Origin of the sequence: Streptomyces sp. NPDC047880, from assembly GCF_040706515.1 — a bacterium.
In the GTDB taxonomy this organism is placed as follows: Bacteria; Actinomycetota; Actinomycetes; order Streptomycetales; family Streptomycetaceae; genus Streptomyces.
Window position 1 is genome coordinate 36,754 of record NZ_JBEZOK010000037.1, and the last position, 19,759, is coordinate 56,512.

Genomic DNA, 19,759 nt, shown 5'->3' on the forward strand with positions numbered 1-19,759 from the left:
CGCGGGAAGTCGGCGTGGCCGAGCAGAGCGCCCTTGGAGATGACCTGGCAGTCCAGCTAGGTCTGCAGCACGACTTCGCCGTCCACGCCCGACTGGTTCTCGCACAGGAGGAGCCGCACGGCGTAGTCGTCGTCCCGGGAAAGCAGTGCGACGGCGTCGGCGGGCAGGTGCGGACTGCAGGCGGCACTGCGGCGCAGCAGGATGTTGGCCGACCGGGCGCATCGGCGCAACGCGTCGGGGTCGGCGCACAGGCGCACCCATTCGACGGGATGCAGCCGGTCGGACGGGCTGATGGTGATGTCGACGGCGCCCCGTTCGGCCTCGGTCAGCTCGGGCCGCACCGACACGGCCAGCCGGACACTGTGCGCGTCGTCGTCGGCCAGCCGGCGGACGAGGTCGGCCGGCAGGTGGGGGTTGGCCGCCAGTTCGCGCCGCTCCGACTCTGCGCTGCTCGCCGCGAGCTGTTCGGCGGTCGCCCTGCTCATGGCACCGCGGCGGATCACCTCCTGCCGTTGGAGGGGGCCGAGGTCCGAGTCGAGCAGGAGGTCGGTGCAGCGTGCGTCTTCGCGGCAGGAGATCGGCGGCCGAGGACCCCGCGAAAGGCAGAGCGGCCGCACTGGGCGCTCAGACCCGGTTGTGCGCGCACATGCTGGCCGCCGCGGCCGGCCTCTCGGTGATCGCCACCCGCTCACCCCTGGTGTACGACGGGATCAAGCTGATGGGGGCGGCCTACCTCGTGTATCTCGGTGTGCGGGCCGTGCGCGCCGCCCGCCGGGCCGCCCGCGAGCGGCGCGACGCGAACGGGGTCACATCCGCGGCGCCGGAGAGGGGGAGGCCCGCCCAGGGGCGTCTGCGGAGCGGTTTCACCCAAGGGCTGCTCACCAACGTGCTCAACCCCAAGGCCGCCCTGTTCTTCCTCAGCGTCCTTCCGCAGTTCGTCGACGGCGACGGGTCGATGGCGCAGCAGATCTTCTTCCTCGGCATGCTGGACGTCCTCATCGGCGTGGTCTGTTGGTTCGCTCTCGTCGTGGTCGCCGCGCGTCTGCGAACCCTGCTCGCCCGGCCGAAGATCCGCCACCGCTGGGAGCTGACCACCGGCTGGCTGTTCATCGCCATCGGCGTCTCGGTCGCGGCCGTCGCCTGAGGATTCAGTGGTGACGCGGCTGGGCAGGTCAGCAATGTCATGAGCACGACTGCCCTTCCCCCACAAGGAGGTCGATCATGCACGTCCGAATGCTGACCGGCGGCCTCGCCGCCGCCTGCCTGGTGTCCTTGTCCCTGACCGGCAATCAGATCGCGGCCGCGGCCGAAACCCCGGTGGCCGCGCGCGTCCTGACCTATGACGCCAGCGGCTCCGCGGAGTTCAAGAGCGCCGTCAACCGGGGCGCGTCGATCTGGAACGAGAGCGTCGACGCCGTCGAGCTACGTCCCGTCACGGCCGGGCAACGAGCGAACATCCGGGTCCTCGCGGACAACGGCTGGCCTCGCGCCCTGCCCGGCTCCCTGGGCAACGGCACCGTGTACATCGGGCGCCAGGCCGTCGACCAGGGGTACGACACGATCCGCATCTCCGCGCACGAACTCGGGCACATCCTGGGCCTGCCGGACCGCAAGCCCGGACCCTGCTCGAGCCTGATGTCCGGTTCCACCGCGGGCACTTCGTGCACGAACCCCTACCCGAACGCCGCGGAGAAGGCAGAGGTCGAGGGCAACTTCGGCGGCGCACTCGCCGGGCGGGCACCGGCAGCGCGTGCCGGGGTGATCGTGGACTGACGGGTGCGACACCCCGCGTGAGGAGGCCCTGCGCCTCGCAGGACCTCGCCGTTGACCGGTTGGCGGCAGCGACAGACGGCTCCCCCGCCACGCCCCGGTGTGGCGGGGGAGCCGGGCGAGTTCCGGAGTGCGGCTCCACCGCCGCCGGTCACCTCACCGGCTCAAGCTTCCCGTCATCGACATCAGCAGTCCGTGTGTCTCCTCGTCGGAGGCCGCCACGAGCCCGCGACCGGCTTCACCGACCGGGGCGCCGTCGACCCCGGTGACGACACAGCCGGCGGCCCGGCACAACGCGATACCGGCTGCGAAATGCACGCTCCCGGACAGGTCGCCGCCGTCGGTGACGTACGCGGCCCGCTTGCCCGCGGCGACCCAGGCCAGCGCCAGCGACGTGGAGACGACGCGCGGCCTGAAGCGCCGGACGAACTCGGGGTGGGCCAGCAGATCCACGGCCCGGAACGCGGGCGCACCCGGGAACGGCGGATCCAGGTTGACGTCCACCAGGCCGGTGGCGGGCGTAGGCACCAACAGCGTGTCGTCCGCCCCGGTACGCCGCACCCACGCGGTCCGGCCGTCCGTGCAGAAGACCTCGCCGCTGAACGGGTCCGCCACCGCCGCGGCCCCGCCCCGCAGCGCCACGTTGACGGCCACCAGCATGTGGCCGGCCGCGTAGTTCAGCGTGCCGCACAGGGGATCGACCAGCCACTGACGCGCGGCGTCGGCGGCACCCTGCTGCCCGCCCTCCTCCCCGAGCACCGCGTCATCGGGCCGTGCGGCGCGAATGACGTCGAGGATCGCCTTCTCGGCCGCCACGTCGGCAGCGGTGGCGAAGTCCCCGGCCCCCTTGTCGATGCGGTCGAGCCGACGGCCGTACAGGGTGCGGACCACGTCCGCGCCGGCCTGTGCCCCGGCTGTGGCGACGGCGGCATCGTCGGTGTCCGTCCAGGAGTCGATCATGCGCGGCACACTACCGAGGCACGGCTGCCGTCCCAACGGACTTTCCTGGGCGGGGTGCTGTGTCAGGACACCAGAAATGTCAGCTGCTCGGAGCGGTTGGCCACGGCCTCACAAGACCGGTGACTTCGCCGGTCCGCGCGCGGCGGCCGGCCCCTGACAGTGGCACGGCCGGCCCGACGGCGGTGCCCCACCGCGGGGACGCGGCGGACTCCGCAGGTCCCGCATGCCCGCGAACGGGCAGACCGCCACGACAGGAAGGACGACCCGTCGTGCGATTCCACCCCCACACCGACTCGCCCCCGCGCCCCAGTGGGGCCCTCGGACGCGGCGCCCAGCGCCGGGCCGGACGACTGGCCGGCGCCGCCGCCGCGCTCGCCGTCGTCGTCGGCCTGGGCCCCTTGAACAGCCCGGGCGCCCACGCTGCGGGCACAACCCCTACGAGCGCGGCCCGGCTCCCACCACCGCCGCCATCGAGGCGCCGCGCGGCCCGTACGCCGTGTCACAGACGTCCGTCTCCCCGCTGTCCGTCACCGGGTTCGGCGGCGGCACCATCCACTACCCGACCACCACCGGCGACGGCACCTTCGGCGCGGTGGCCATCGCGCCCGGCTGCACCGCCTACGAGTCGTCCATCGCCTGGCTCGGGCCACGCCTTGCCTCGCAGGGCTTCGTGGTGTTCCGCCCCGCCTGCGCGTTCGGCGTGGAAACAGCCTGCTCACACTTCCGGGAGGCATGCTGAGGTGGTGACCGGCGTATGTGCGTCGCGCCTGCCGCGACGACCACAGGTGAGGGGCATGAGGTGGTGGACGACCGTCGAGCGGAGGTGCCGCCCGGTGGGGAGGCCGGTGTGCTGGCGGACCGGCTGAAGGAGCGGATCTACGCGACGATCACGATGATCGCGGTGGTCGTCGGCCTGTCCCTCGGCGAGGTGGGCTCTGTCGGCGCCGTCGCCACCGTCCTGACGACCGCGCTGGGCCTGTGGCTCGCGGCGTTGGTCGCCGACCAGCAGGCGCACCGCACCGTCCACCGCCGCCTCGCCACGGGCCATGAGCTGCGCCGCATGCTGTACGTCAGCAGCCCGCTGCTGTCGTGCGCCGTCGGTCCGGCCGTACTGATCGCTCTGGCGGCGCTGGACGTCCTCAGCCTGGACGCCGCGTTGCTGGCAGCGGCAGGAGTGGGTGTCGTATCGCTCTTCCTGTGGGGCTGTCTCGGCGGGCTGCGCATGGGCGGCGGCCCGGTGGCGGCGGTGGTGGCAGGCCTGTTGGACGCGGCGATCGGCGTGGCGGTCGCCCTGGTCAAGGCTGTGGCCGGGCACTGAGGACCAGCAGCGAGTCCTCCACGGTCGCCGGCATGGCAAAGGGGAACCGGTCGAGCTCCAGACACAGGGAAACGTCATCGGGGTGCACTCCCAGCCGCACCCCCTTCGCCAACTCGGCAGCCGCGCGCGATTCGCTTGCGCGGCGGAGGTACTCCGTCCGCCCCGGTCCCCTCGGCCCACACGACTCAGCCGTGCTGGTCGCACGACTCAGCCGTGCTGGTCGACGAGCCGGCCGAACGACGTCATGCACGACGGGCAATGGCGATCCGTCTCCACCGGCTCGGTCTCCCTCGGTTCGAGTGGCACGCCGCAGAGGGCCACGGTGCCGTGTTTGGCCTTCACGTGCCAGACGAAGGCCGTGCCGGGCTCGTCGAGGCCGGTGCACATCTCGTACATGCTTCCCCCATGGGACGGACGACTCTCCGACCAGGACATCGCATCCGCGGCTGCGGCACAGTGCGGGGGCGGCTGTTCGGGTGAAGCGAGCGGCCGGCCAGGGGGCGGACGGTTCGGCCGGCGCTCGTCAGTCCCGGCGCACCACGCGGTGCCGGTGGTGGACGACGCCCGAACCGAACGTGCGGGACTCGACGAGTTCGAGATCGACCCTGCGTTCGTGCTGCGGGAAGAACGGGAGGCCCCCGCCGATCAGCACCGGGTAGACCACGGTGCGGTACTCGTCGATCAGATCCGACGCGGCCGCCTCGGCGGCGAGCGTCGCGCCGCCGATCGCGATGTCACCCTCCGCCGGCTCGGCCCGCAACCGTTCGATCTCCTCCGCCAGGCCCCCGGACAGCAGACGGGCGTTGCCCTGCACCGTCGACAGCGTCCTGGAGAACACCACCTTCGGCAGCGGCTTCCACAGCGCGGTCCACTCGAGCTGCGCGTCGTCCAGCGACTCGTCCTGGTCGGCGGTCTCCCAGTACAGCATCGTCTCGTACAGCCGCCGCCCCAGCAGGTGGACGCCGACCTCCCGGATCTCGTCGATCCAGAAGCGGAAGACCTCCCCGTCGGGCACGGACCAGTTGAAGCCGCCGTCCGGTCCGACGATGTAGCCGTCGAGGGACGTGCTCATCGAATAGGTCACGCTGCGCATCGGCAGTCCTCCTCGCTGACGGGATTCGACCGTACGGTGTCCCGCCGCGCTGCCGCAGTGCCGTACGCGCGACACGCGTTCCTCGCGACCACTGCGCAAGGCCTGGCAACCGGCGCCTCGTCAGAGCTCGCCGGCACACACCAGCGGGCAGCCCAGCAGGCCCACGCCGTACTCGATACTGCCCAGCACCTCAGCACCCGCGACGTGGCCCGCGGTGCGCACCACCGGCAGGTCACCCGGGCGGCGGTCGAAGACGATCTCGGCGGCCACCCGGGAGTCGGAACACCCGAACGGCACGGCGCAGGGCTGTTGGGCCGGTGCGAGCTCGGCGCGGCGGGCGGCGTCCTGCGCGGCGTGCTCGGGGGCACCTGCGACGAACCGCCGGTCACCGGCCGCGGCAGCAGATCGAGGGCACCGCGGGCGTCAGGGTGCGGGGCTCGGCCATGATCGGAGCCTGAGGGCCGTCGGTAACCTCGCACCGGCTGCCGCCGCCTGTGTCAACGACCGGACGCGGGCGGGGTGAACCCCGACTGCCCGGCCGGGGCATGTCCCGTCAGGACGAGCTCCTTCGCCCTGCGGTACTCGTCGTCCGTGATGGCCCCGCTGTCCCGGATCTCGGACAGCTTGGCGAGTTCGTCGACGCTGCTGGACCGGCCCTCGGTGCCCGCGGCCTGCCTGATGCGGGTGTCGAAGGCCTCCTGCTGCGCCCGGGCCTGGGCCATCTCGCGGCGGCCCATGTTCTTGCCGCGGGCGATCACGTAGACGAACACGCCCAGGAAGGGCAGCAGCACGGTGAGCACCAGCCAGCCGGTCTTCGCCCAGCCGCTCAGGTCGTCGTCACGGAAGATGTCGACCACCACGCGGAAGAGCAGGATGAACCACATGATCCACAGGAAGAACAGGAGCATGCTCCAGAAGACGCTCAACAGGGGGTAGTCGTAGGCCAGATATGTCTGCGCGCTCATTTCTCTCCTCCGTCTCGGCGCTCGCCGGGGCCACCGGCGGGTGCTGCCTTCAGCTTGGGTCCGGAGAGACACGATCGGCCTCACCCGGCGCGGGTGAGCGTGCGGCAGCCCGGTACCACGCGGTGGAGGCGACGTACTCGCCGAGGGCCAGGCCCGACACGGCCACGAGGAAGACCGCGATGAGCCAGGACAGGAAGGTGAACACGGGGCCGAGCGGGCCGAACTCGTCCAGGCTGCGCTCCATCGCGGCGGGCATCAGCACGCGTGCGGCCAGGCTCAGCAGGACCGTACCGGCGCCGGCCAGCACCGCCCCGGGCAGCAGGCTCCGCCAGCCGATCCGGCCGCCCAGCAGCAGATGCTGGGACCACCACCACAGCAGCGTCGCGGACAGCAGGGACAGCATCAGCCCGGTCACCGTGCCCGTGCCGAGTCCCTTGCGCAGCGGTGCCTGGAACAACAGGTAGGCGAGCCAGACCAGCAGCCACAGCAGCCAACGCCAGAAGGCCGCTCGTATCGGTGCGCGCGGCAGCCGCCAGCAGCGCTCGCACACCGCCTGCAGGGCCCGGCTGAACGCCGTGGCCGACACGAGGGTCACCACCGCGCCCACCACTCCGGCCGTGTTGCGTGTCGTGCCCGCCGCGGAGAACACCTGGCGCAGCTCCTCGAGGGTGTCACCGCGCATGCCCAGAACCGCCCGGACGGAGTCGGCCAGCAGGTCCTGCATCCAGTCCGGGGCGAACGCCGCGACGGTCATCAGCAGCGGGAGCGCGGTGAGGAACGCCTGCGCGGCCAGCCGCACCGAGCCCTCCACGATGTTGAGCGCCGCCAGGCGGGACAGCAGCCGGGCCGTGGCTCCGGACCGCAGGCCGGCCGCAAGCCGCGCTGCCGTGCGCCCGCGGTGCCTGCCGGAGGGGCCGGGTTTCAAGGTCATGACTCACGGAACCGCCCGCTGCCCGGCCTGTTCCGCCGTCGATCCGGCCGGGCCGGCGGCCGCCAGGATCGCCAGGACGGCCAGGACGGCCAGAGCGACACCGACGACGAGCGCCACCGCTCCGACGGTGGGGTGGTTCCAGAGCACCAGCGTCAGAGCCGCCGCCCCGATGACCACACCGGTGATCCACTGTCGGTGGCCGGCCAGCAGGCGTCCCACCGCACCGGTGTGCATGCCCGCGTTCTCCAGCCCCCTGCCGGTGGCCTGCGTACCCCGGCCGGCCGCCGTCCGGACGCCACGGGCCAGGCGCCCGGGACCGTACAGGTACGCGACCAGTGCGATGATCACCGACACGACCAGCAGGGTGAGCGTGCTGTCGCGCAGGAATCGGACGAACGTGTCGTAGATGGTCGCGGCCGCGTCGGCGGGCAGCACCGCCGGCGGGACCGAGTCCAGATAGACGCGCCGGATCAGGGCCAGCACGACGAGCAGGCCCACCATCATCACGCCGACGCCCGTGGCGGTGATCATCAGCATGACCCGGTGTGCGGGAGCGGTCCAGACGGCGAGTGCGGCCAGCACGACGGTGAGGACCGGCAGCCAGGTGCCCAGGACATCCAGCAGTCGCATCGCGTCCTGTGCCTTGCCCAGTTGCTCGGTCTCGAACAGGGTGATCGTCCGGTCCGTGTCCGGGATGGCGGAGGCCTTGTCGAAGCCCGCGTCGACGAGCCGCTCCCGTACCTGGTCGACGACCTGTCCCACGTTCAGCTGGACGGTGCCGTTCACCGCGCCCACCGCGCCCTCGCGGTCACCCGTGAGCATGTTCACCACCGCGGCGTGCGAGCGCCGGTTGGCGCCCTCCCACACCTGCTGGAAGGCGTCGCTGGTGATCACGCGGGTGACGGTGCGGTCCACGACGGTCCTGACCGCGTTGCGCAGCGGACCCTCGAGTGAGGCGGCCCCGTCGACGACGCGGGGCGGCGCACCCGCGTCCTGAAGGGTCCGCACGAGCGCGTCGGTCACCGCCTGGACGTCGACGTTGTCCACCACCCGGTCCGTGAGCCGGTTGATCACGACGTCCTGCACGGGTGGTGCGGAGGCCAGCGGCGCGACGGTCGCCACGTACCGGTCGGTGTCGGAGACCGTGTCGTGGACCCATGCCGCGACGACGGCCAGCGGCGCGAGAAGCAGGGCCAGCAGGAGCAGGACCCAGGATCCGGCGCGCCGCGCCCGCCGGTGACGAACCGCCGCGTGCCGGCGCAGCCGCTCGTACTCCGCTCGTTCCTCGGCGGTCATGACGTGCTTCGCGTTCGGGGATCCGCCGGAGTGCGGCGGGTCCGGGGCTGCGGCGGAGTTCATGGGTGTGCCTTTCCGCGTGGTTCCACGTGTGCCCCGCCCCGGGCGCTGTGCTCGTCGTCGCTCGGGCGACCGAGGTGGGGTGTCGCGCGGGCGGCGGCACCCGCGTCGCGTCGGCGGCGGGTCTCAGGCGGCCTCGGACGGGGCGTGCGGCCCCGCCGTGTGCGTCCTGCGGAGCGCGGCCCGCCACGCCAGAGCGACCGCCGTCTCGGCCAGGCCGAGCAGCACGAGCCACAGGCCGAGCAGCCGGGTCAGGGCGCGGGCCGACTCCGTGGGCAGGGCGAGCACCACGATGCCCGCGACGATGCCCAGCATCGCGGCAGCGAGGACGACGCCGCGGTGCGGCAGGTCCTCGGCGACGACGGCCGTGTAGAGGGTGAGGATCCCGGACACCAGCCAGACGACCCCGGTGACCAGCGACAGCACGGTGATCGTCTGCAGCGGGTCGCGCAGGCACAACACCCCGGCCAGGACGTACACCACGGCCAGCAGCAGCCCCGGCAGCCGTTCGCCGTGCTCCTCCCGGCCGAAGACGGACACCAACCGGAACGCCCCGCTCACCAGCAGGTACAGCCCGATGAGGACGGCCAGGACGTGCAGGGTCGCCTCCGGCCAGACCAGGATCAGCACGCCCGGCACCAGGGTCGCGACGGCCGAGCCCAGGAGCCAGGTCCAGGAACGGCCCAGTCGTTCCAGCCCGTACGCGGTGCCGGACGCAAGGGTGGGGACCGCCCCGTCGGGCCGGTGTTCCTGCCCGGGGAACGGTGTCGGACCACGCGACATGCTCATGGCTCCTCCTCGCGTGATCGATCAGTCGGCTCGGGACCGCTGCGGTGCGGTGCGGTGCCCGAGAGGTGTGGCAGGGCCATTGCGCAGCTCTGCCGGCTCCAGAATCCCGCCTGTCACCCTGTGCCGGGGTCACCCGTCACGGGTGATCTGCCGGTGCCGCGGTGGTGCGGGAACGCCCGTGCGGCAACCCGCCGAGTGTCGTGACGGCAGGTCAGCAAACGTGTACGGCAGTCGAGTTGGCGCCGCTCGGGTACACCGGTGGACCTGGGGGCGTGCGGGCCGGTCGTGTCATTCCGGCACCGGCCGCATCTCGACGACACGCAGTCCCAGTGACTGGCAGCGCGCCAGCAGCCCGTACAGGTGCGCTTCGTCCACGACGGGGCCGAACAGGACGGTCTGGCCGGCCATCACCACATGGCCCAGTTCCGGAAAGGCCTTCGCCAGCGTTTCCGACAGGTGCCCCTCGACGCGGATCTCATAGCGCACGAGCTTGTCCTCCCACGGATGCCCGGGACAGGCGGACGGCGCCCTTTCCGCCATCGTGCGCCTCCGGCCGGGCCCGGACCTCACCCGGAGCAGGTGACCCGCCGGGTGACGGACGCCGGGATCAGTGCTTCAGCACGATCTTGAAAGCGATGATGAGCAGGCCGAGGAACAGGTTGACCGACGCGGTGACGGCCATCAGCCGCGGCGAGGCACCGGCACGGCGGGCCGCCGCCACCGACCAGCCGATCTGGCCGACCACGGCGACGCACAGAGCCAGCCAGAGAGCACCTCGGACGTCCAGCCGCAGCAGCGGGCTGACCGCCACCGCCACGGCCGGCGGGACCGCGGCTTTGACGATGGGCCACTCGTCACGGCACACGTGCAGGACGAGACGCCGGTCCGGAGCCTGCTGCGCCAGACGTGCCCCGAACAACTGGGCGTGCACGTGCGCGATCCAGAACACCACTCCGGTGAGGAGCAGCAGCAACACCAGCTCGGTCCGGGGGAACTGGCCCAGGGAGCCGGCGCCGATCACCACGGAGGACGCCAGCATGGAACCGTAGACGCCGCCGGTGTAGTCCGCGCTGGCCCGGCGCTCTGCACGGCGCCTGCTACGGCCGGCCGGAGCGGTGGTTGGCCTGGACATGAATGACTCCCCACGGATTCAGTGTGCCGATCCCGTCGCCCCGGCCGTGGCGTCGGCGTCCGGCTCGCGCGGACGGCTGCCGCGGGCGGCCGGCAGGTGACGTGTGACGAGGAAACTGGCCAGGGCGACGCCGCCGGTGGCCAGGATCGCCGCCTTCAGACCCTGCAACTGCGCGTCGGCGTAGGACTCGGTGACGGCGTCGACCTCGGAGGGCGGCAGTCCGGCACGCTCGGCCGCCGAACGCACCTGTTCGGTGGGGACGAAGGTGATCCCGGCCTCGAGGGCGACGCCGACCTGTGCACGGGTCTCCTCGGACAGCTGTGCGTTGTCTTCCACCCGCGTGGTGAAGGCGTGGGCCAGCGCGCCGATGAGAAGGGATCCGATGAGCGCGGTGCCGAGCGCGGAGCCCAGATTCTGCGCCGTGAACTGCAGCCCTCCCGCCTCGCTGCGTTCCTCCTCGCCCACCCCGGACTGCACGACGTTGCCCAGCTGTGAGGCGAGCAGCCCGACCCCCACGCCCAGCAGGGCCATGGCGCCGGCGAACTGCCCGTCGTCGATGGCCGGGTCGATCGTGGCGAGCAGCCACACGATGGCCGCCACCAGGGTCGTCAGGGCCAGCCGGACCACCCGGCGCGGTCCCACCACGCGCCCCAGCGAGGACGCGCACAGGGAGGTCACCAGCATGGTGGCGGACACCGGGAGCAGACGCAGACCTGTCTCGAAGGCGTCGAACCCCTGGACCACCTGCAAGTACAGCGGAATCGTGAAGAACAGCCCCAGCAGGATGAGGTTCTGGCTCAGCAATGTCAGCAGGCCCGACCGCAGAACGGGTCTGCCCAGCAGGGACAGGTGCACGAGCGGATCGGCGCCCGCGTGCTCCCGCCGCCGCTCCCACCAGCGGAAGACGGCCAGGACGGCGGCCCCGGCGCCGACGACGAACAGAGTCGGGGCGAAGCCGAGCACGGTGAAGGGCGGGTTGCGGGGTTGTACCCATCCCCAGGTACTGCTCTGCAGGACGCCGAGGACGCCCAGTCCGAGTCCGGCCGCGGAGAGAACCGCGCCGACCACGTCCAGACCGGGGCGTGGCCCGCTCGCGGGGGGCGTCGCGATCACCCGGCGGCACAGCAGCACCGCCACGACGACCACGACCTCGCCGGCGAAGACCAGCCGCCAGGTCAGATACGTCGTCACCCAGCCGCCCAGCAGCGGGCCGACCGCGATGCCCGCACCCGCGAGCCCGCCGATGACCGCGTAGGCGATGGCCCGGTCGCGTCCGCGGTAGGACTCCGCGACGAGGGCCGCCATGGCCGGCAGCACCATGGCGGCGCCGAGCCCTTCGATGACCGACCAGCCCAGCGTGAGGACCCACAGAGTGGGGGCCAGAGCCGTCAGGCCGGATCCGACGCCGTAGACGACCATGCCAAGCACGAACATGCGGCGACGCCCCACGATGTCCCCGAGCCTGCCGCCGATGAGCATGAAGGCGGCCATGACCAGCGCGTACAGAGTGATGACGGCCTGGATGGCCGTGACCTCGGTGTCGAAGTCCTCGACCAGCTGGCTGATGGACACGTTCATCACGGAGGTGTCCAGCACCATCAGGAACTGGGCCGCACCCAGGACGATCAGAGCCCGCCAGCGCTTCACGGTGTCCACCTCGCCGCGTCGTACCGGTACGCCGGCGCAGTGCCCGGCATGCGCCGGCGTACGCGTCGCCGACTGCCCTCATCGCACCCGATCCGCGCCCCGCGCGCCTCACCCACGAAGGGGGAAATACGGTCGGTCCGTGCGGGGCAGGGGATCCGGCGCGAACTCAGAGCATCCGGAGGTCGCGTGCGCGGCGTACGGCCTCGCCCCGCCGGTTCACCGCCAGTTTCCGGTAGACGCTCTTCAGGTGGGTCTTCACCGTGTTCACCGACAGGCAGAGGTCGGCGGCGATCTCCTCGGTCGACATCATCCGGGCCACCCGGTCCAGGACGTCGTGCTCGCGTGCGCTCAGCTCCACAGCCACGAGCGGTGCGGGCGGCGACTCCGGGCGGGTGCGCTCGCCCCGCTCCGGCGCGGCGGGTGTCAGCCAGCCTGCCGCCAGATCGTGCAGCGGAGCCGTGGCGATGAGAGGCCGGATCCACGCTCCGGCGTCCAGGAACGGACGTCGCAGCCGCTCACGGCGGGCGTCGAGCAGGGCCTGTGCCACGAGCTTGCGGGCCGTGGCTCCGTCGCCGGCCGCAGCGGCGGCACGGGCTCTCACCAGCGCTGCCCGCACCGTCACCGCCGGGCCGGTGCGTCCCTCGGCGTGGACGCTGTCGAGCAGGTCGAAGGCAGCCGCGGGACGCCGGGCTGCGAGCTGGATCGCCGCGGCCTCCACGGCGCACACGGGCTGGTCACCGGAGACGCTCCGCAGCACCTCGGCGGCTTCGTCCGGCCGTCCCTCGGCCAGATGGGCGGCCGAGGTGACGAGCGCTTCGTGGCTCCTCGCCCACGGGGAGGCCACGGCGGCGGGGACGGCCGGGTCCGCCGCCTCGACAGCGGCCCGCACCTTCCCGCGGGCCATCAACAGGCGCGCTGCCGCGAGGGCGCGCCCCGCCGCCAGCACCGGATCAGGCGTTCCGGAGGGGATCTCGGCCGCCTCGTCGATGAGGGCCTGTGCCCGGCCCAGTTCATCGCGGTCCACGGCGACGGCGGCCAGGACCAGCCTTCCGATTCCGGATCCGGACGGCCGGGGCGCGCCGGGCCGGTCCGCCTCGGACACCGCGGCCAGTGCCTTGCGCTCGGCCCGGCCGGGCCAGCCGTTCATGTAGTCGAGCAGGGCCAGGTGCCCCATCGCCTCCTCCCGGGGCAGAGCGGTGGCGGTTCCGCCGGGAGCGCCGGCCACGCCGGTCAGGACGGCACGCGCGTCCTCGTAGCGCCCGGCCCACAGGAGCGTGGAGCCGACGTGGGTCATCAGCAGGGCGGTCAGTTCGGGATGCTTGTCCAGCAGGTGACCAGGAACCTCCTGCCTCAGCTCCGCGGCCGCTTCGGCGGCCTTCTCGACCTCCGGGGGAGACCCGTTCAGGCGTGCGGCCAGGGCCTCCAGCAGCGCACAGCTCAGCCGGGCGGCCGCCGGGTCGTGAGCGTCGTTCTCCTCGTGGGCGAGCTGCTCCTCGGCGCGGCGCAGACCGGCCAGGCCGTGGTCCAGGTCGTGCCGGGACAGGTCGCGGGCGGCGCGCACGAGACAGGTGGCCGGGCTCCTCGCCTCGGGCCCCATGCGGGAGAACAACCGCACCAGGTTCTCCGAGCTCGGACCGGTGAAGAGCAGCCCGATCGCGAGATCGTCCACGAGGGCACCCGCGGTGAGGTCCCAGTCGCCCGCGGCGGCGCTGTGGGCCAGTGTCTCCGGCAGGAAGCCGTGACGGTGCAGCCACCGTGCGGCCCGTCGGTGCAGTTCCGGCTCCAGCCCGGGCAGGCGAACGCGCAGATGCGCGCGCAGTATCTCCCCGAACAGCGGGTGGAGCTGGTACCACGAGTGCCCGAGACGCTCGACGAACGCGTTCTCCCGGTGCAGCCCGGCGAGGATGGGCTCGGCGTCGGTGCGGTCGGTCAGCGCGTTGGCCAGGTCGGGACAGAAGCGCTCCAGGACGCTGACGCGCAGCAGGAGGTCCTGTGTCTCCTGCGTCTGCCTCTTGAGGACCTCGGCCAGCAGGAAGTCGGCGACGGTGCTGCGGTCCGCCTCGAACTCCTTCAGATAGAGCTCGGGGTCGGAACTCTCCCGGGCGGCCAGGGCGGACAGGCTCAGGCCGGCGGCCCAGCCGCGCGTGCGGTCGACCAGGTTCCGCGCGGCCTGGACCGGGAGGCTCAGACCGTGGAGTTCCAGCAGTGCGGCGGCCTCTTCCGGTGTGAAGGCCAGTTCGGCGGAGCGGATCTCCGTCAGATCACCGGCCGCCCGGTAGCGGTGCAACGGGAGCAGGGGTTCGGTGCGGGTGACGAGCACGAGGTGCAGTCCCGGGCCGGCGTGGTGCAGGACGAACTCCAGCTGCTCGGCGACCGTCGCGTCGGTCACGCGGTCGTACTCGTCGAGCACGAGGACGACCGGCTGCTCGCGGCCGTTCAGATCGCCGGCCAGGGCCGAAAGAAACCTGTGGTCCACACCGGCGGCGTCCACGGGTGCCCCGACCGCTTCGGACGCCGGTTCGCCACAGGCCCGCAGGGCCTGCAGCACGTAGGCCCAGAACACCCCGGGACGGCAATCGCCCACATCGCAGGTGAGCCAGGCGACCGGACGGCCCAGCCCCGAGGCCCAGTCCGCGGCCAGCAATGTCTTGCCCGCTCCGGCGGGGCCGTTGAGCAGCGTCAGCGGTGTCCTCGGGGCCTGGTCGAGGTGGTCGACGAGCCGCTGACGACGCAGGAACGTGTGGGGCCTCGCGGGCAGGGCGAACCGGGTGCGCAGAAACGGATCCCCCAGGGGATCGGTATGTGACAGTGCCGGAACGAGGTGAACCGCCGATCCTTGGACGTTCTCATGGATTTCCGCCAAGGCGCTCATCACCCCTGTCAGTCAGGGCCACGTCATGGGCAGCGCTTCACCCTCAGCATCCCAGCGTTCCCTCCAAGCCGCACGGCAGACCGCGCCGACGCCCCGCTGACCTGCGCTTTCGGCGGCAGATCAGCGGGGTCTCACTCGTCAGCGGGGCGGCCGCGGAGCGGCCGTTGGGCGGTACCTGTCGTCGCGCTCGCGCCAGGAAGCCTCCTCCGACGGCTCGAGGAGGTTGTCGCGCGGCACGACGCACAGGGCCCAGATGATGAAGCCCGAGAGAGCGATCATCACGACGGACCACACCGGGTACTGCGGCAGGGAGAGGAAGTTGGCGATGATGACGAGTCCGGCGATGGCCACGCCCAGCACGCGGGCCCACATCGCCGTCTTGAGCAGCCCCAGGCTGACGATCACGGCGAGTACGCCCAGGGCGAGGTGGACCCAGCCCCAGCCGGTCAGGTCGAACTCGAACACGTAGTTGCGGGTCGTCACGAAGATGTCGTCCTCGGCGATGGCCATGATGCCCCGGAAGATGTCGAGCAGGCCGACCAGGAAGAGCATCACAGCCGCGAAGGCGGTCAGGCCGGTGGCCCATTCGTCCCTCGCCCTGTGTGACGGTTGAGTGTCTGTCGCGGTCATCGTGGCCTCGTTTGCGATGCTCAGGGGGCGGAACGAGCGAGGCGATGCCAGAAGTCCAGGCCCCGGCTCCGAACCGTTCGATGTCCTCATCAGCGTGCCCACGGCAAGCACCGGGCCGCCTCACCCGAGGCGGGTGAGTGTGCGGCGGCCCGCTCGTCTCCACCCCGGAGCCGCACCGGCCGAGGCAGTGACGCCCGTCGAACCCGGCGACGAGACCATGCCGTGGTGGTCCGGCGGCGACAGCGATCATCCCGAGCGGGAGCGGTGCGGGGACGTGTTCGTGCGGCACGCGGATGTGGTGGCGACGCTGCCGGAGGAGCCCCGCTCCGAGCGGACAGCCGGGCGGCGCTTCGCCGGGCCTGCCGGCTTCCCTGAACGTCGGTGCCACCGGGCGGGACCCGGGACGGCAGCGGTGCCGGGGCGCGGATCGGCTGAGGTGCTCTCCCGCACCGATCCGCGCCCCGGCGGCTGAGCCGAGCCCCCGCTGTCTACGCTTGCCGCCACCACGCGGACGCCGCGTCGCGCAGGGTGTTGGTGCCGCAGTGCACCTCGCCCATTCCGAGGTGGTACGTGTACCAGTCGTCGATGTACGACACCTTCAGGCCGACCCGCTGGTAGGCGGCGGTGACGGCCTGCGTGAAGATGTCCTTGCCTGCGACGACCGGGCCCCACTGGCGCGGGGCGAGGTAGCGGTCGCGGGTCAGCAGCACGCCGTTGACCGCACCGGGAACGTACGCGCTGGTCGTCACCGTCGCCGCGGCCCCGGCACGTCCGGCGGCCCGATTCCCGGCGAGCCACTTCTGCTGGCCGTGAGCCCCGAGACCGTTCACGAGGTCGGAACCGGCGCCCAAGCGCGACAGGCGCGGCACGGGGATCTCCCGGCCCTCGGCGGTCAGCGCCTCCGAGTCGCGGGTGTACAGCGCGGGCACCCGCACGATCTCCGCGTCGGTGACGCCCGTCTCGCGCTTGAGGATCTCCAGGTTGGCCGCGATGCGCCGCGCCGCCATCTCGTTGTCGGCCACCAGGTGACGGGAGGCGAGCGCCTTGTCGATGGTCTCCCTGGGCGCCGGGGTGTCACTGCGGCCCGGGACGGAGAACATCTTCGTGCTGCCGTGGCCGTCCCGCTGGGCGTCGCGCAGCAGTCTCAGTCCCGCCCGCGGGTCGGCGACGCCGATCCGCCAGCCACGCGGCGTGTCGGCGGGCAGGAACTGCACGAACTCGTCGACGTGCCCCACCCCGAGCCATGAGGTGTCCAGCAGCAGCGGGTCCTGCAACCCCTGCGACGTGAGCAGCGTCCGCATCACCTTCGACGGACGCGCCCCGCTGTCCTTGCGCTCGCCCATGATGATCCGCCCGGCCGGGAAGGAGCGTCCGCCGTGCGTGTAGGGCGGGATGGTCTCCAGGTTCCCCATGGAGTTGAGCGACCAGTCGTCCGGCTCCGCCCGGTCGGTCACCTGCACGACTCCGATGTCCCGGCCGCGTATCCGCTCGAACAGCTCCCGGCCCGCGTCCCGGTCCGGCTGGGCGGAACGCAGCATCACACGCATCACCTGCCGCCGGCCGTCCGGCCCGGTCATGCTGACGTAGGCCGGTTCGACGAAGTCCTGCGCCCAGCGGTCGGCGTACTTCTCGAAGGTCACCAGCGGCGTGGTGATGCCGGCCTTCCGGACCTCCTTCCCGAGGGCGGCGACGAACGTCCGCTGCAGGCGGCTGTCCGGGCCGTGACCCCGCACCTTGGACACCATCACCTGCTGGGTGTCCTGAAGGTGATGCTGCGTCAGCAGGGGCGCCACACGCAGCGTCACCGCGTCGGATGTGGACTTCTGCCCGGTCGTCACGGTCAGCCGGACCACCGCACGGCCGTCCCACTTCGCACGGTCGCGGACGACATCGGTCGCCTCGACGCCGAACTCCACGCCGGAACGCAGCTCGGCGGCCGTCAGCCGGGTCCTGGACGTCACCAGGATCCACTTCCCGTTCCGCTTGAGGAAGAGGTGCACGTGCTCACCCCCGGCCGCCACCTTCAGGCTGCCCGTCGCGCCGGAGGGAAGGTCCGGCAGCGGCACGGAACGGATCCGGGCGAGGTCGGCGGCGTCCGCGGAGCCGTTGACCTTCGTGTCCGAACCGTCGTTGCACGCGGCCAGCTTGGCGTCGGACAGGGGTGCGCCGCCGGGCCCGGTCACCGGGCACCGCTTGGCGTCGTCATCGATGTTCGGCAGGTACAGAGCCCCGCGCTCGACGGACCAGCCGTCCTCACCCCTGGTATCGCTGCCGGTGGTGACGTCGACCCGCCCGTCGCGGTTCACATCCGCCCGCAGATCGGCGCGCCCGCCCGACTCGGCGGCGAAGGCCGGCCCCGCCAGCACGGATCCGGCGGCAGCCATGGCCAGGACCACCGACCCGGCCGGGTGCAGGAGCGGACGCAAACGTCTAGGTGAACGCACAGCAGTTTCCTCTCGGTTGCGGGTTTCGCCCTGCAAGAGGAAGGAGGACGGCTGTGCGTTCACTGTGCCGCGAGGGTTGTTGCTCGAGAAGCCGCCGAAGCCGCTGACGAGCCCGACAGGAAAGGCGGTTCAGGCGATGGACGCCGAAATGAGCGCGGAGACGGCGAGGTTGCAGGACGCCGTCACCCAGACCGCGGGATGCGGCTCCGCCTCCACCAGCGTGGCACCCAGGCGCCCCGGCGTGACCAGGTCCACCACCAGGAAGGCCACCGCCATCATGACCAGACCCAGCACCCCGAACGCGGCGGTCGAGACGAGCCCCTTGCCGAAGTCCTCGTAGGTCGTCCAGATGGACGTGAACACGATGCCGCCGATGCCGAGCAGTGCGGAGCTGAGGACCGTCGCGGCGTTGCGATTGCGCTCCTCCCAGATCTGCCGGCCGAGCTTCCCGGGTGTCAGCACGTCGACCAGGACGATGCCGAGGAGCAACAGAACCAGTCCCAGACCGCCGTATGCAGTGGCCCGGCCGAGTCCGTTGACGATGTCGCTCATGGGGATGCCAACTCCGAAACTTAGGGATCATGAGTGATCGCGGTCAAAGGGAGGCAAAATCTAGCGCACACATGCCGGCCGGCGAACGGCGCCCGCCCCCTGGGAGATCACCGATGAGGGGGACGAAGTACCCTCCACCTCAATGGGAAGGAACCGACAGCACATGCACGTCACGACGGTCCACGACCCGGGGGAGACGTTCCGATGAGCGGAGCCGGGGAAGCGGAGCCCGTCCTCTTTCACATCAGCGGGCGCGCCGCCCGCATCACGCTCAACCGGCCGCGGGCACTCAACGCGCTCACCCACACCATGGTCCGCCGCATCGACGAGGCGCTTCGCGCATGGGAGCGGGACCCCGCCGTCGAGACCGTCGTGATCACCGGCGCGGGGGAGCGCGGCCTGTGCGCCGGCGGTGACATCCGTGCCATCCATGACGACGCCCGCGACGGCGACGGCACCGCCTCGGCCCTGTTCTGGCGCGACGAGTACCACCTCAACGCCCGCATCGCCCGCTACCCCAAGCCGTACGTCGCAGTGATGGACGGCATCGTGATGGGCGGCGGTGTCGGTGTGTCGGCGCACGGCGACGTCCGTGTCGTCACCGAGCGGTCCCGGGTCGCCATGCCGGAGACCGGCATCGGTTTCGTGCCGGACGTGGGCGGCACCCATCTGCTCGCCGTCGCCCCCGGTGAACTGGGCACCCATCTGGCCCTGACGGGGGCTCAGATCGGCGGCGCCGACGCGATGCTGTGCGGACTCGCCGATCACTTCGTGCCGACGGCCTCGCTGCCGGGCCTCCTCGACGCCCTGGCCGAACTTCCCGCTGAGCAGGCCCTGGCCGGCTGCGCCCAGACGCCCCCGGAAGGCGTCCTGGCCGCCCGGCGCGACTGGATCGACGCCTGCTACTCCGCCGACACCGTCGAGGAGATCGTCCGTCGGCTGCTCGCGCACGGTGACCCCGCAGCCGAGGAGGCCGCGGAGACCCTGCTCGGCAGGTCGCCGACCGCCCTCAAGGTCACCCTCGCCTCCCTGCGCCGAGCCCGGGAGCTCGGCCGGCTGGAGCCCGTCCTCGACCAGGAGTACCGCGTCTCCTGCGCCGGCCTGGACACCTCCGATCTGGTGGAGGGCATCCGTGCCCAGGTGGTCGACAAGGACCGCACGCCGCGCTGGTCACCGAAGACCCTGGCCGAGGTCACCGACGCCGATGTGGAGCGCTTCTTCACCCCGCTCGGCGCCCGCGAACTCGGCCTGTCGCCGGGCCCTTGCTGAGGGAACACCCGCATCGAACACCGTGACGGGG

19 protein-coding genes and 3 pseudogenes are annotated in these 19,759 nt (G+C 72.0%); 5 read left to right on the forward strand and 17 right to left on the reverse strand.

Translation table 11 applies throughout. The annotated features are described in order from the left end of the window. Positions 1-56 precede the first annotated feature (56 nt). Positions 57-485 carry a hypothetical protein gene (locus AB0937_RS36080; RefSeq protein ID WP_366718032.1) on the reverse strand — a complete coding sequence of 143 codons (429 nt, stop codon included), beginning with the start codon at positions 483-485 and terminating at the stop codon, positions 57-59. Positions 486-556: 71 nt separating this feature from the next. On the opposite strand from AB0937_RS36080, the gene AB0937_RS36085 reads away from it, so the two are divergent. Continuing rightward, on the forward strand, positions 557-1,144 hold the full coding sequence (locus AB0937_RS36085; RefSeq protein WP_366718034.1) for a LysE family translocator: 588 nt from the start codon (positions 557-559) through the stop codon (positions 1,142-1,144). Positions 1,145-1,221: 77 nt separating this feature from the next. Beyond that, a complete protein-coding gene (locus AB0937_RS36090) occupies positions 1,222-1,773 on the forward strand; it encodes a snapalysin family zinc-dependent metalloprotease (protein WP_366718036.1) in 552 nt (183 codons plus the stop codon). Positions 1,774-1,926: 153 nt separating this feature from the next. Here AB0937_RS36090 and AB0937_RS36095 read toward each other — a convergent pair whose 3' ends face one another. Continuing rightward, positions 1,927-2,730, reverse strand: coding sequence for an inositol monophosphatase family protein (locus tag AB0937_RS36095; RefSeq protein ID WP_366718038.1), 804 nt, complete (start codon positions 2,728-2,730; stop codon positions 1,927-1,929). Positions 2,731-3,119: 389 nt separating this feature from the next. Between AB0937_RS36095 and AB0937_RS36100 the strand changes: the two are divergent. Together AB0937_RS36100 and AB0937_RS36105 are read left to right on the forward strand one after the other, a co-directional pair. Next, positions 3,120-3,409 (forward strand): annotated as a pseudogene (locus AB0937_RS36100) (alpha/beta hydrolase); the annotation flags it as partial. A gap of 213 nt (positions 3,410-3,622) precedes the next feature. After that, on the forward strand, positions 3,623-4,048 hold the full coding sequence (locus AB0937_RS36105) for a hypothetical protein (RefSeq protein WP_366718086.1): 426 nt from the start codon (positions 3,623-3,625) through the stop codon (positions 4,046-4,048). Here AB0937_RS36105 and AB0937_RS36110 read toward each other — a convergent pair. The 15 genes and pseudogenes from AB0937_RS36110 to AB0937_RS36180 form a co-directional block, all read right to left on the reverse strand. Next, a pseudogene (locus tag AB0937_RS36110) lies at positions 4,026-4,202 on the reverse strand (2-phosphosulfolactate phosphatase); the annotation flags it as partial. The gene AB0937_RS36105 and the pseudogene AB0937_RS36110 overlap by 23 nt on opposite strands. Positions 4,203-4,255: 53 nt before the next feature. Further along, complete coding sequence (locus AB0937_RS36115) at positions 4,256-4,444, reverse strand: hypothetical protein (protein WP_366718040.1); 189 nt, start codon at positions 4,442-4,444, stop codon at positions 4,256-4,258. 127 nt (positions 4,445-4,571) lie between these two features. Further along, positions 4,572-5,141 (reverse strand): dihydrofolate reductase family protein, encoded by a 570-nt coding sequence (locus AB0937_RS36120; RefSeq protein ID WP_366718042.1) that lies wholly within the window; start codon positions 5,139-5,141, stop codon positions 4,572-4,574. Positions 5,142-5,279: 138 nt separating this feature from the next. After that, positions 5,280-5,534 (reverse strand): annotated as a pseudogene (locus AB0937_RS36125) (carbonic anhydrase); the annotation flags it as partial. 104 nt (positions 5,535-5,638) lie between these two features. Next, positions 5,639-6,106, reverse strand: a complete 468-nt coding sequence (locus tag AB0937_RS36130) for an SHOCT domain-containing protein (RefSeq protein WP_366718044.1) — start codon at positions 6,104-6,106, stop codon at positions 5,639-5,641. Between the two features lie 49 nt (positions 6,107-6,155). Next, complete coding sequence (locus AB0937_RS36135; RefSeq protein WP_366718046.1) at positions 6,156-7,037, reverse strand: ribonuclease BN; 882 nt, start codon at positions 7,035-7,037, stop codon at positions 6,156-6,158. A 3-nt stretch (positions 7,038-7,040) separates the two neighbouring features. Continuing rightward, positions 7,041-8,396 (reverse strand): hypothetical protein, encoded by a 1,356-nt coding sequence (locus AB0937_RS36140; RefSeq protein ID WP_366718048.1) that lies wholly within the window; start codon positions 8,394-8,396, stop codon positions 7,041-7,043. 123 nt (positions 8,397-8,519) lie between these two features. Further along, positions 8,520-9,182 carry an HdeD family acid-resistance protein gene (locus tag AB0937_RS36145; RefSeq protein ID WP_366718050.1) on the reverse strand — a complete coding sequence of 221 codons (663 nt, stop codon included), beginning with the start codon at positions 9,180-9,182 and terminating at the stop codon, positions 8,520-8,522. A 288-nt stretch (positions 9,183-9,470) separates the two neighbouring features. Beyond that, positions 9,471-9,668 carry a hypothetical protein gene (locus AB0937_RS36150; protein ID WP_175437358.1) on the reverse strand — a complete coding sequence of 66 codons (198 nt, stop codon included), beginning with the start codon at positions 9,666-9,668 and terminating at the stop codon, positions 9,471-9,473. Positions 9,669-9,789: 121 nt separating this feature from the next. Then, positions 9,790-10,314, reverse strand: a complete 525-nt coding sequence (locus AB0937_RS36155) for a hypothetical protein (protein WP_366718052.1) — start codon at positions 10,312-10,314, stop codon at positions 9,790-9,792. 18 nt (positions 10,315-10,332) lie between these two features. Next, complete coding sequence (locus AB0937_RS36160) at positions 10,333-11,961, reverse strand: MFS transporter (protein ID WP_366718054.1); 1,629 nt, start codon at positions 11,959-11,961, stop codon at positions 10,333-10,335. A 166-nt stretch (positions 11,962-12,127) separates the two neighbouring features. Beyond that, positions 12,128-14,833: a LuxR C-terminal-related transcriptional regulator gene (locus AB0937_RS36165; protein WP_366718056.1), complete on the reverse strand. Its 2,706-nt coding sequence runs from the start codon at positions 14,831-14,833 to the stop codon at positions 12,128-12,130. Between the two features lie 138 nt (positions 14,834-14,971). Beyond that, complete coding sequence (locus AB0937_RS36170) at positions 14,972-15,463, reverse strand: hypothetical protein (protein WP_366718058.1); 492 nt, start codon at positions 15,461-15,463, stop codon at positions 14,972-14,974. Positions 15,464-15,951: 488 nt separating this feature from the next. After that, entirely contained in the window at positions 15,952-17,847 is a 1,896-nt protein-coding gene (locus AB0937_RS36175) for a protein-arginine deiminase domain-containing protein (RefSeq protein WP_366718088.1), read from the reverse strand. A gap of 189 nt (positions 17,848-18,036) precedes the next feature. Next, positions 18,037-18,459, reverse strand: a complete 423-nt coding sequence (locus AB0937_RS36180; RefSeq protein ID WP_104781710.1) for a DUF350 domain-containing protein — start codon at positions 18,457-18,459, stop codon at positions 18,037-18,039. Between the two features lie 204 nt (positions 18,460-18,663). On the opposite strand from AB0937_RS36180, the gene AB0937_RS36185 reads away from it, so the two are divergent. Beyond that, entirely contained in the window at positions 18,664-19,728 is a 1,065-nt protein-coding gene (locus tag AB0937_RS36185) for an enoyl-CoA hydratase/isomerase family protein (protein ID WP_366718060.1), read from the forward strand. Positions 19,729-19,759: the final 31 nt, after the last annotated feature.

Excerpts from the sequence above, each read along its gene's own strand:
- AB0937_RS36080 (WP_366718032.1), bottom strand. The coding sequence starts at position 485 with ATGAGCAGGGCGACCGCCGAACAGCTCGCGGCGAGCAGCGCAGAGTCG.
- AB0937_RS36090 (WP_366718036.1), top strand. The coding sequence starts at position 1,222 with ATGCACGTCCGAATGCTGACCGGCGGCCTCGCCGCCGCCTGCCTGGTG.
- AB0937_RS36095 (WP_366718038.1), bottom strand. The coding sequence starts at position 2,730 with ATGATCGACTCCTGGACGGACACCGACGATGCCGCCGTCGCCACAGCC.
- AB0937_RS36105 (WP_366718086.1), top strand. The coding sequence starts at position 3,623 with ATGATCGCGGTGGTCGTCGGCCTGTCCCTCGGCGAGGTGGGCTCTGTC.
- AB0937_RS36115 (WP_366718040.1), bottom strand. The coding sequence starts at position 4,444 with ATGTACGAGATGTGCACCGGCCTCGACGAGCCCGGCACGGCCTTCGTC.
- AB0937_RS36120 (WP_366718042.1), bottom strand. The coding sequence starts at position 5,141 with ATGCGCAGCGTGACCTATTCGATGAGCACGTCCCTCGACGGCTACATC.
- AB0937_RS36130 (WP_366718044.1), bottom strand. The coding sequence starts at position 6,106 with ATGAGCGCGCAGACATATCTGGCCTACGACTACCCCCTGTTGAGCGTC.
- AB0937_RS36135 (WP_366718046.1), bottom strand. The coding sequence starts at position 7,037 with ATGACCTTGAAACCCGGCCCCTCCGGCAGGCACCGCGGGCGCACGGCA.
- AB0937_RS36140 (WP_366718048.1), bottom strand. The coding sequence starts at position 8,396 with ATGAACTCCGCCGCAGCCCCGGACCCGCCGCACTCCGGCGGATCCCCG.
- AB0937_RS36145 (WP_366718050.1), bottom strand. The coding sequence starts at position 9,182 with ATGAGCATGTCGCGTGGTCCGACACCGTTCCCCGGGCAGGAACACCGG.
- AB0937_RS36155 (WP_366718052.1), bottom strand. The coding sequence starts at position 10,314 with ATGTCCAGGCCAACCACCGCTCCGGCCGGCCGTAGCAGGCGCCGTGCA.
- AB0937_RS36165 (WP_366718056.1), bottom strand. The coding sequence starts at position 14,833 with ATGAGCGCCTTGGCGGAAATCCATGAGAACGTCCAAGGATCGGCGGTT.
- AB0937_RS36170 (WP_366718058.1), bottom strand. The coding sequence starts at position 15,463 with ATGACCGCGACAGACACTCAACCGTCACACAGGGCGAGGGACGAATGG.
- AB0937_RS36175 (WP_366718088.1), bottom strand. The coding sequence starts at position 17,847 with ATGGCTGCCGCCGGATCCGTGCTGGCGGGGCCGGCCTTCGCCGCCGAG.
- AB0937_RS36180 (WP_104781710.1), bottom strand. The coding sequence starts at position 18,459 with ATGAGCGACATCGTCAACGGACTCGGCCGGGCCACTGCATACGGCGGT.
- AB0937_RS36185 (WP_366718060.1), top strand. The coding sequence starts at position 18,664 with ATGAGCGGAGCCGGGGAAGCGGAGCCCGTCCTCTTTCACATCAGCGGG.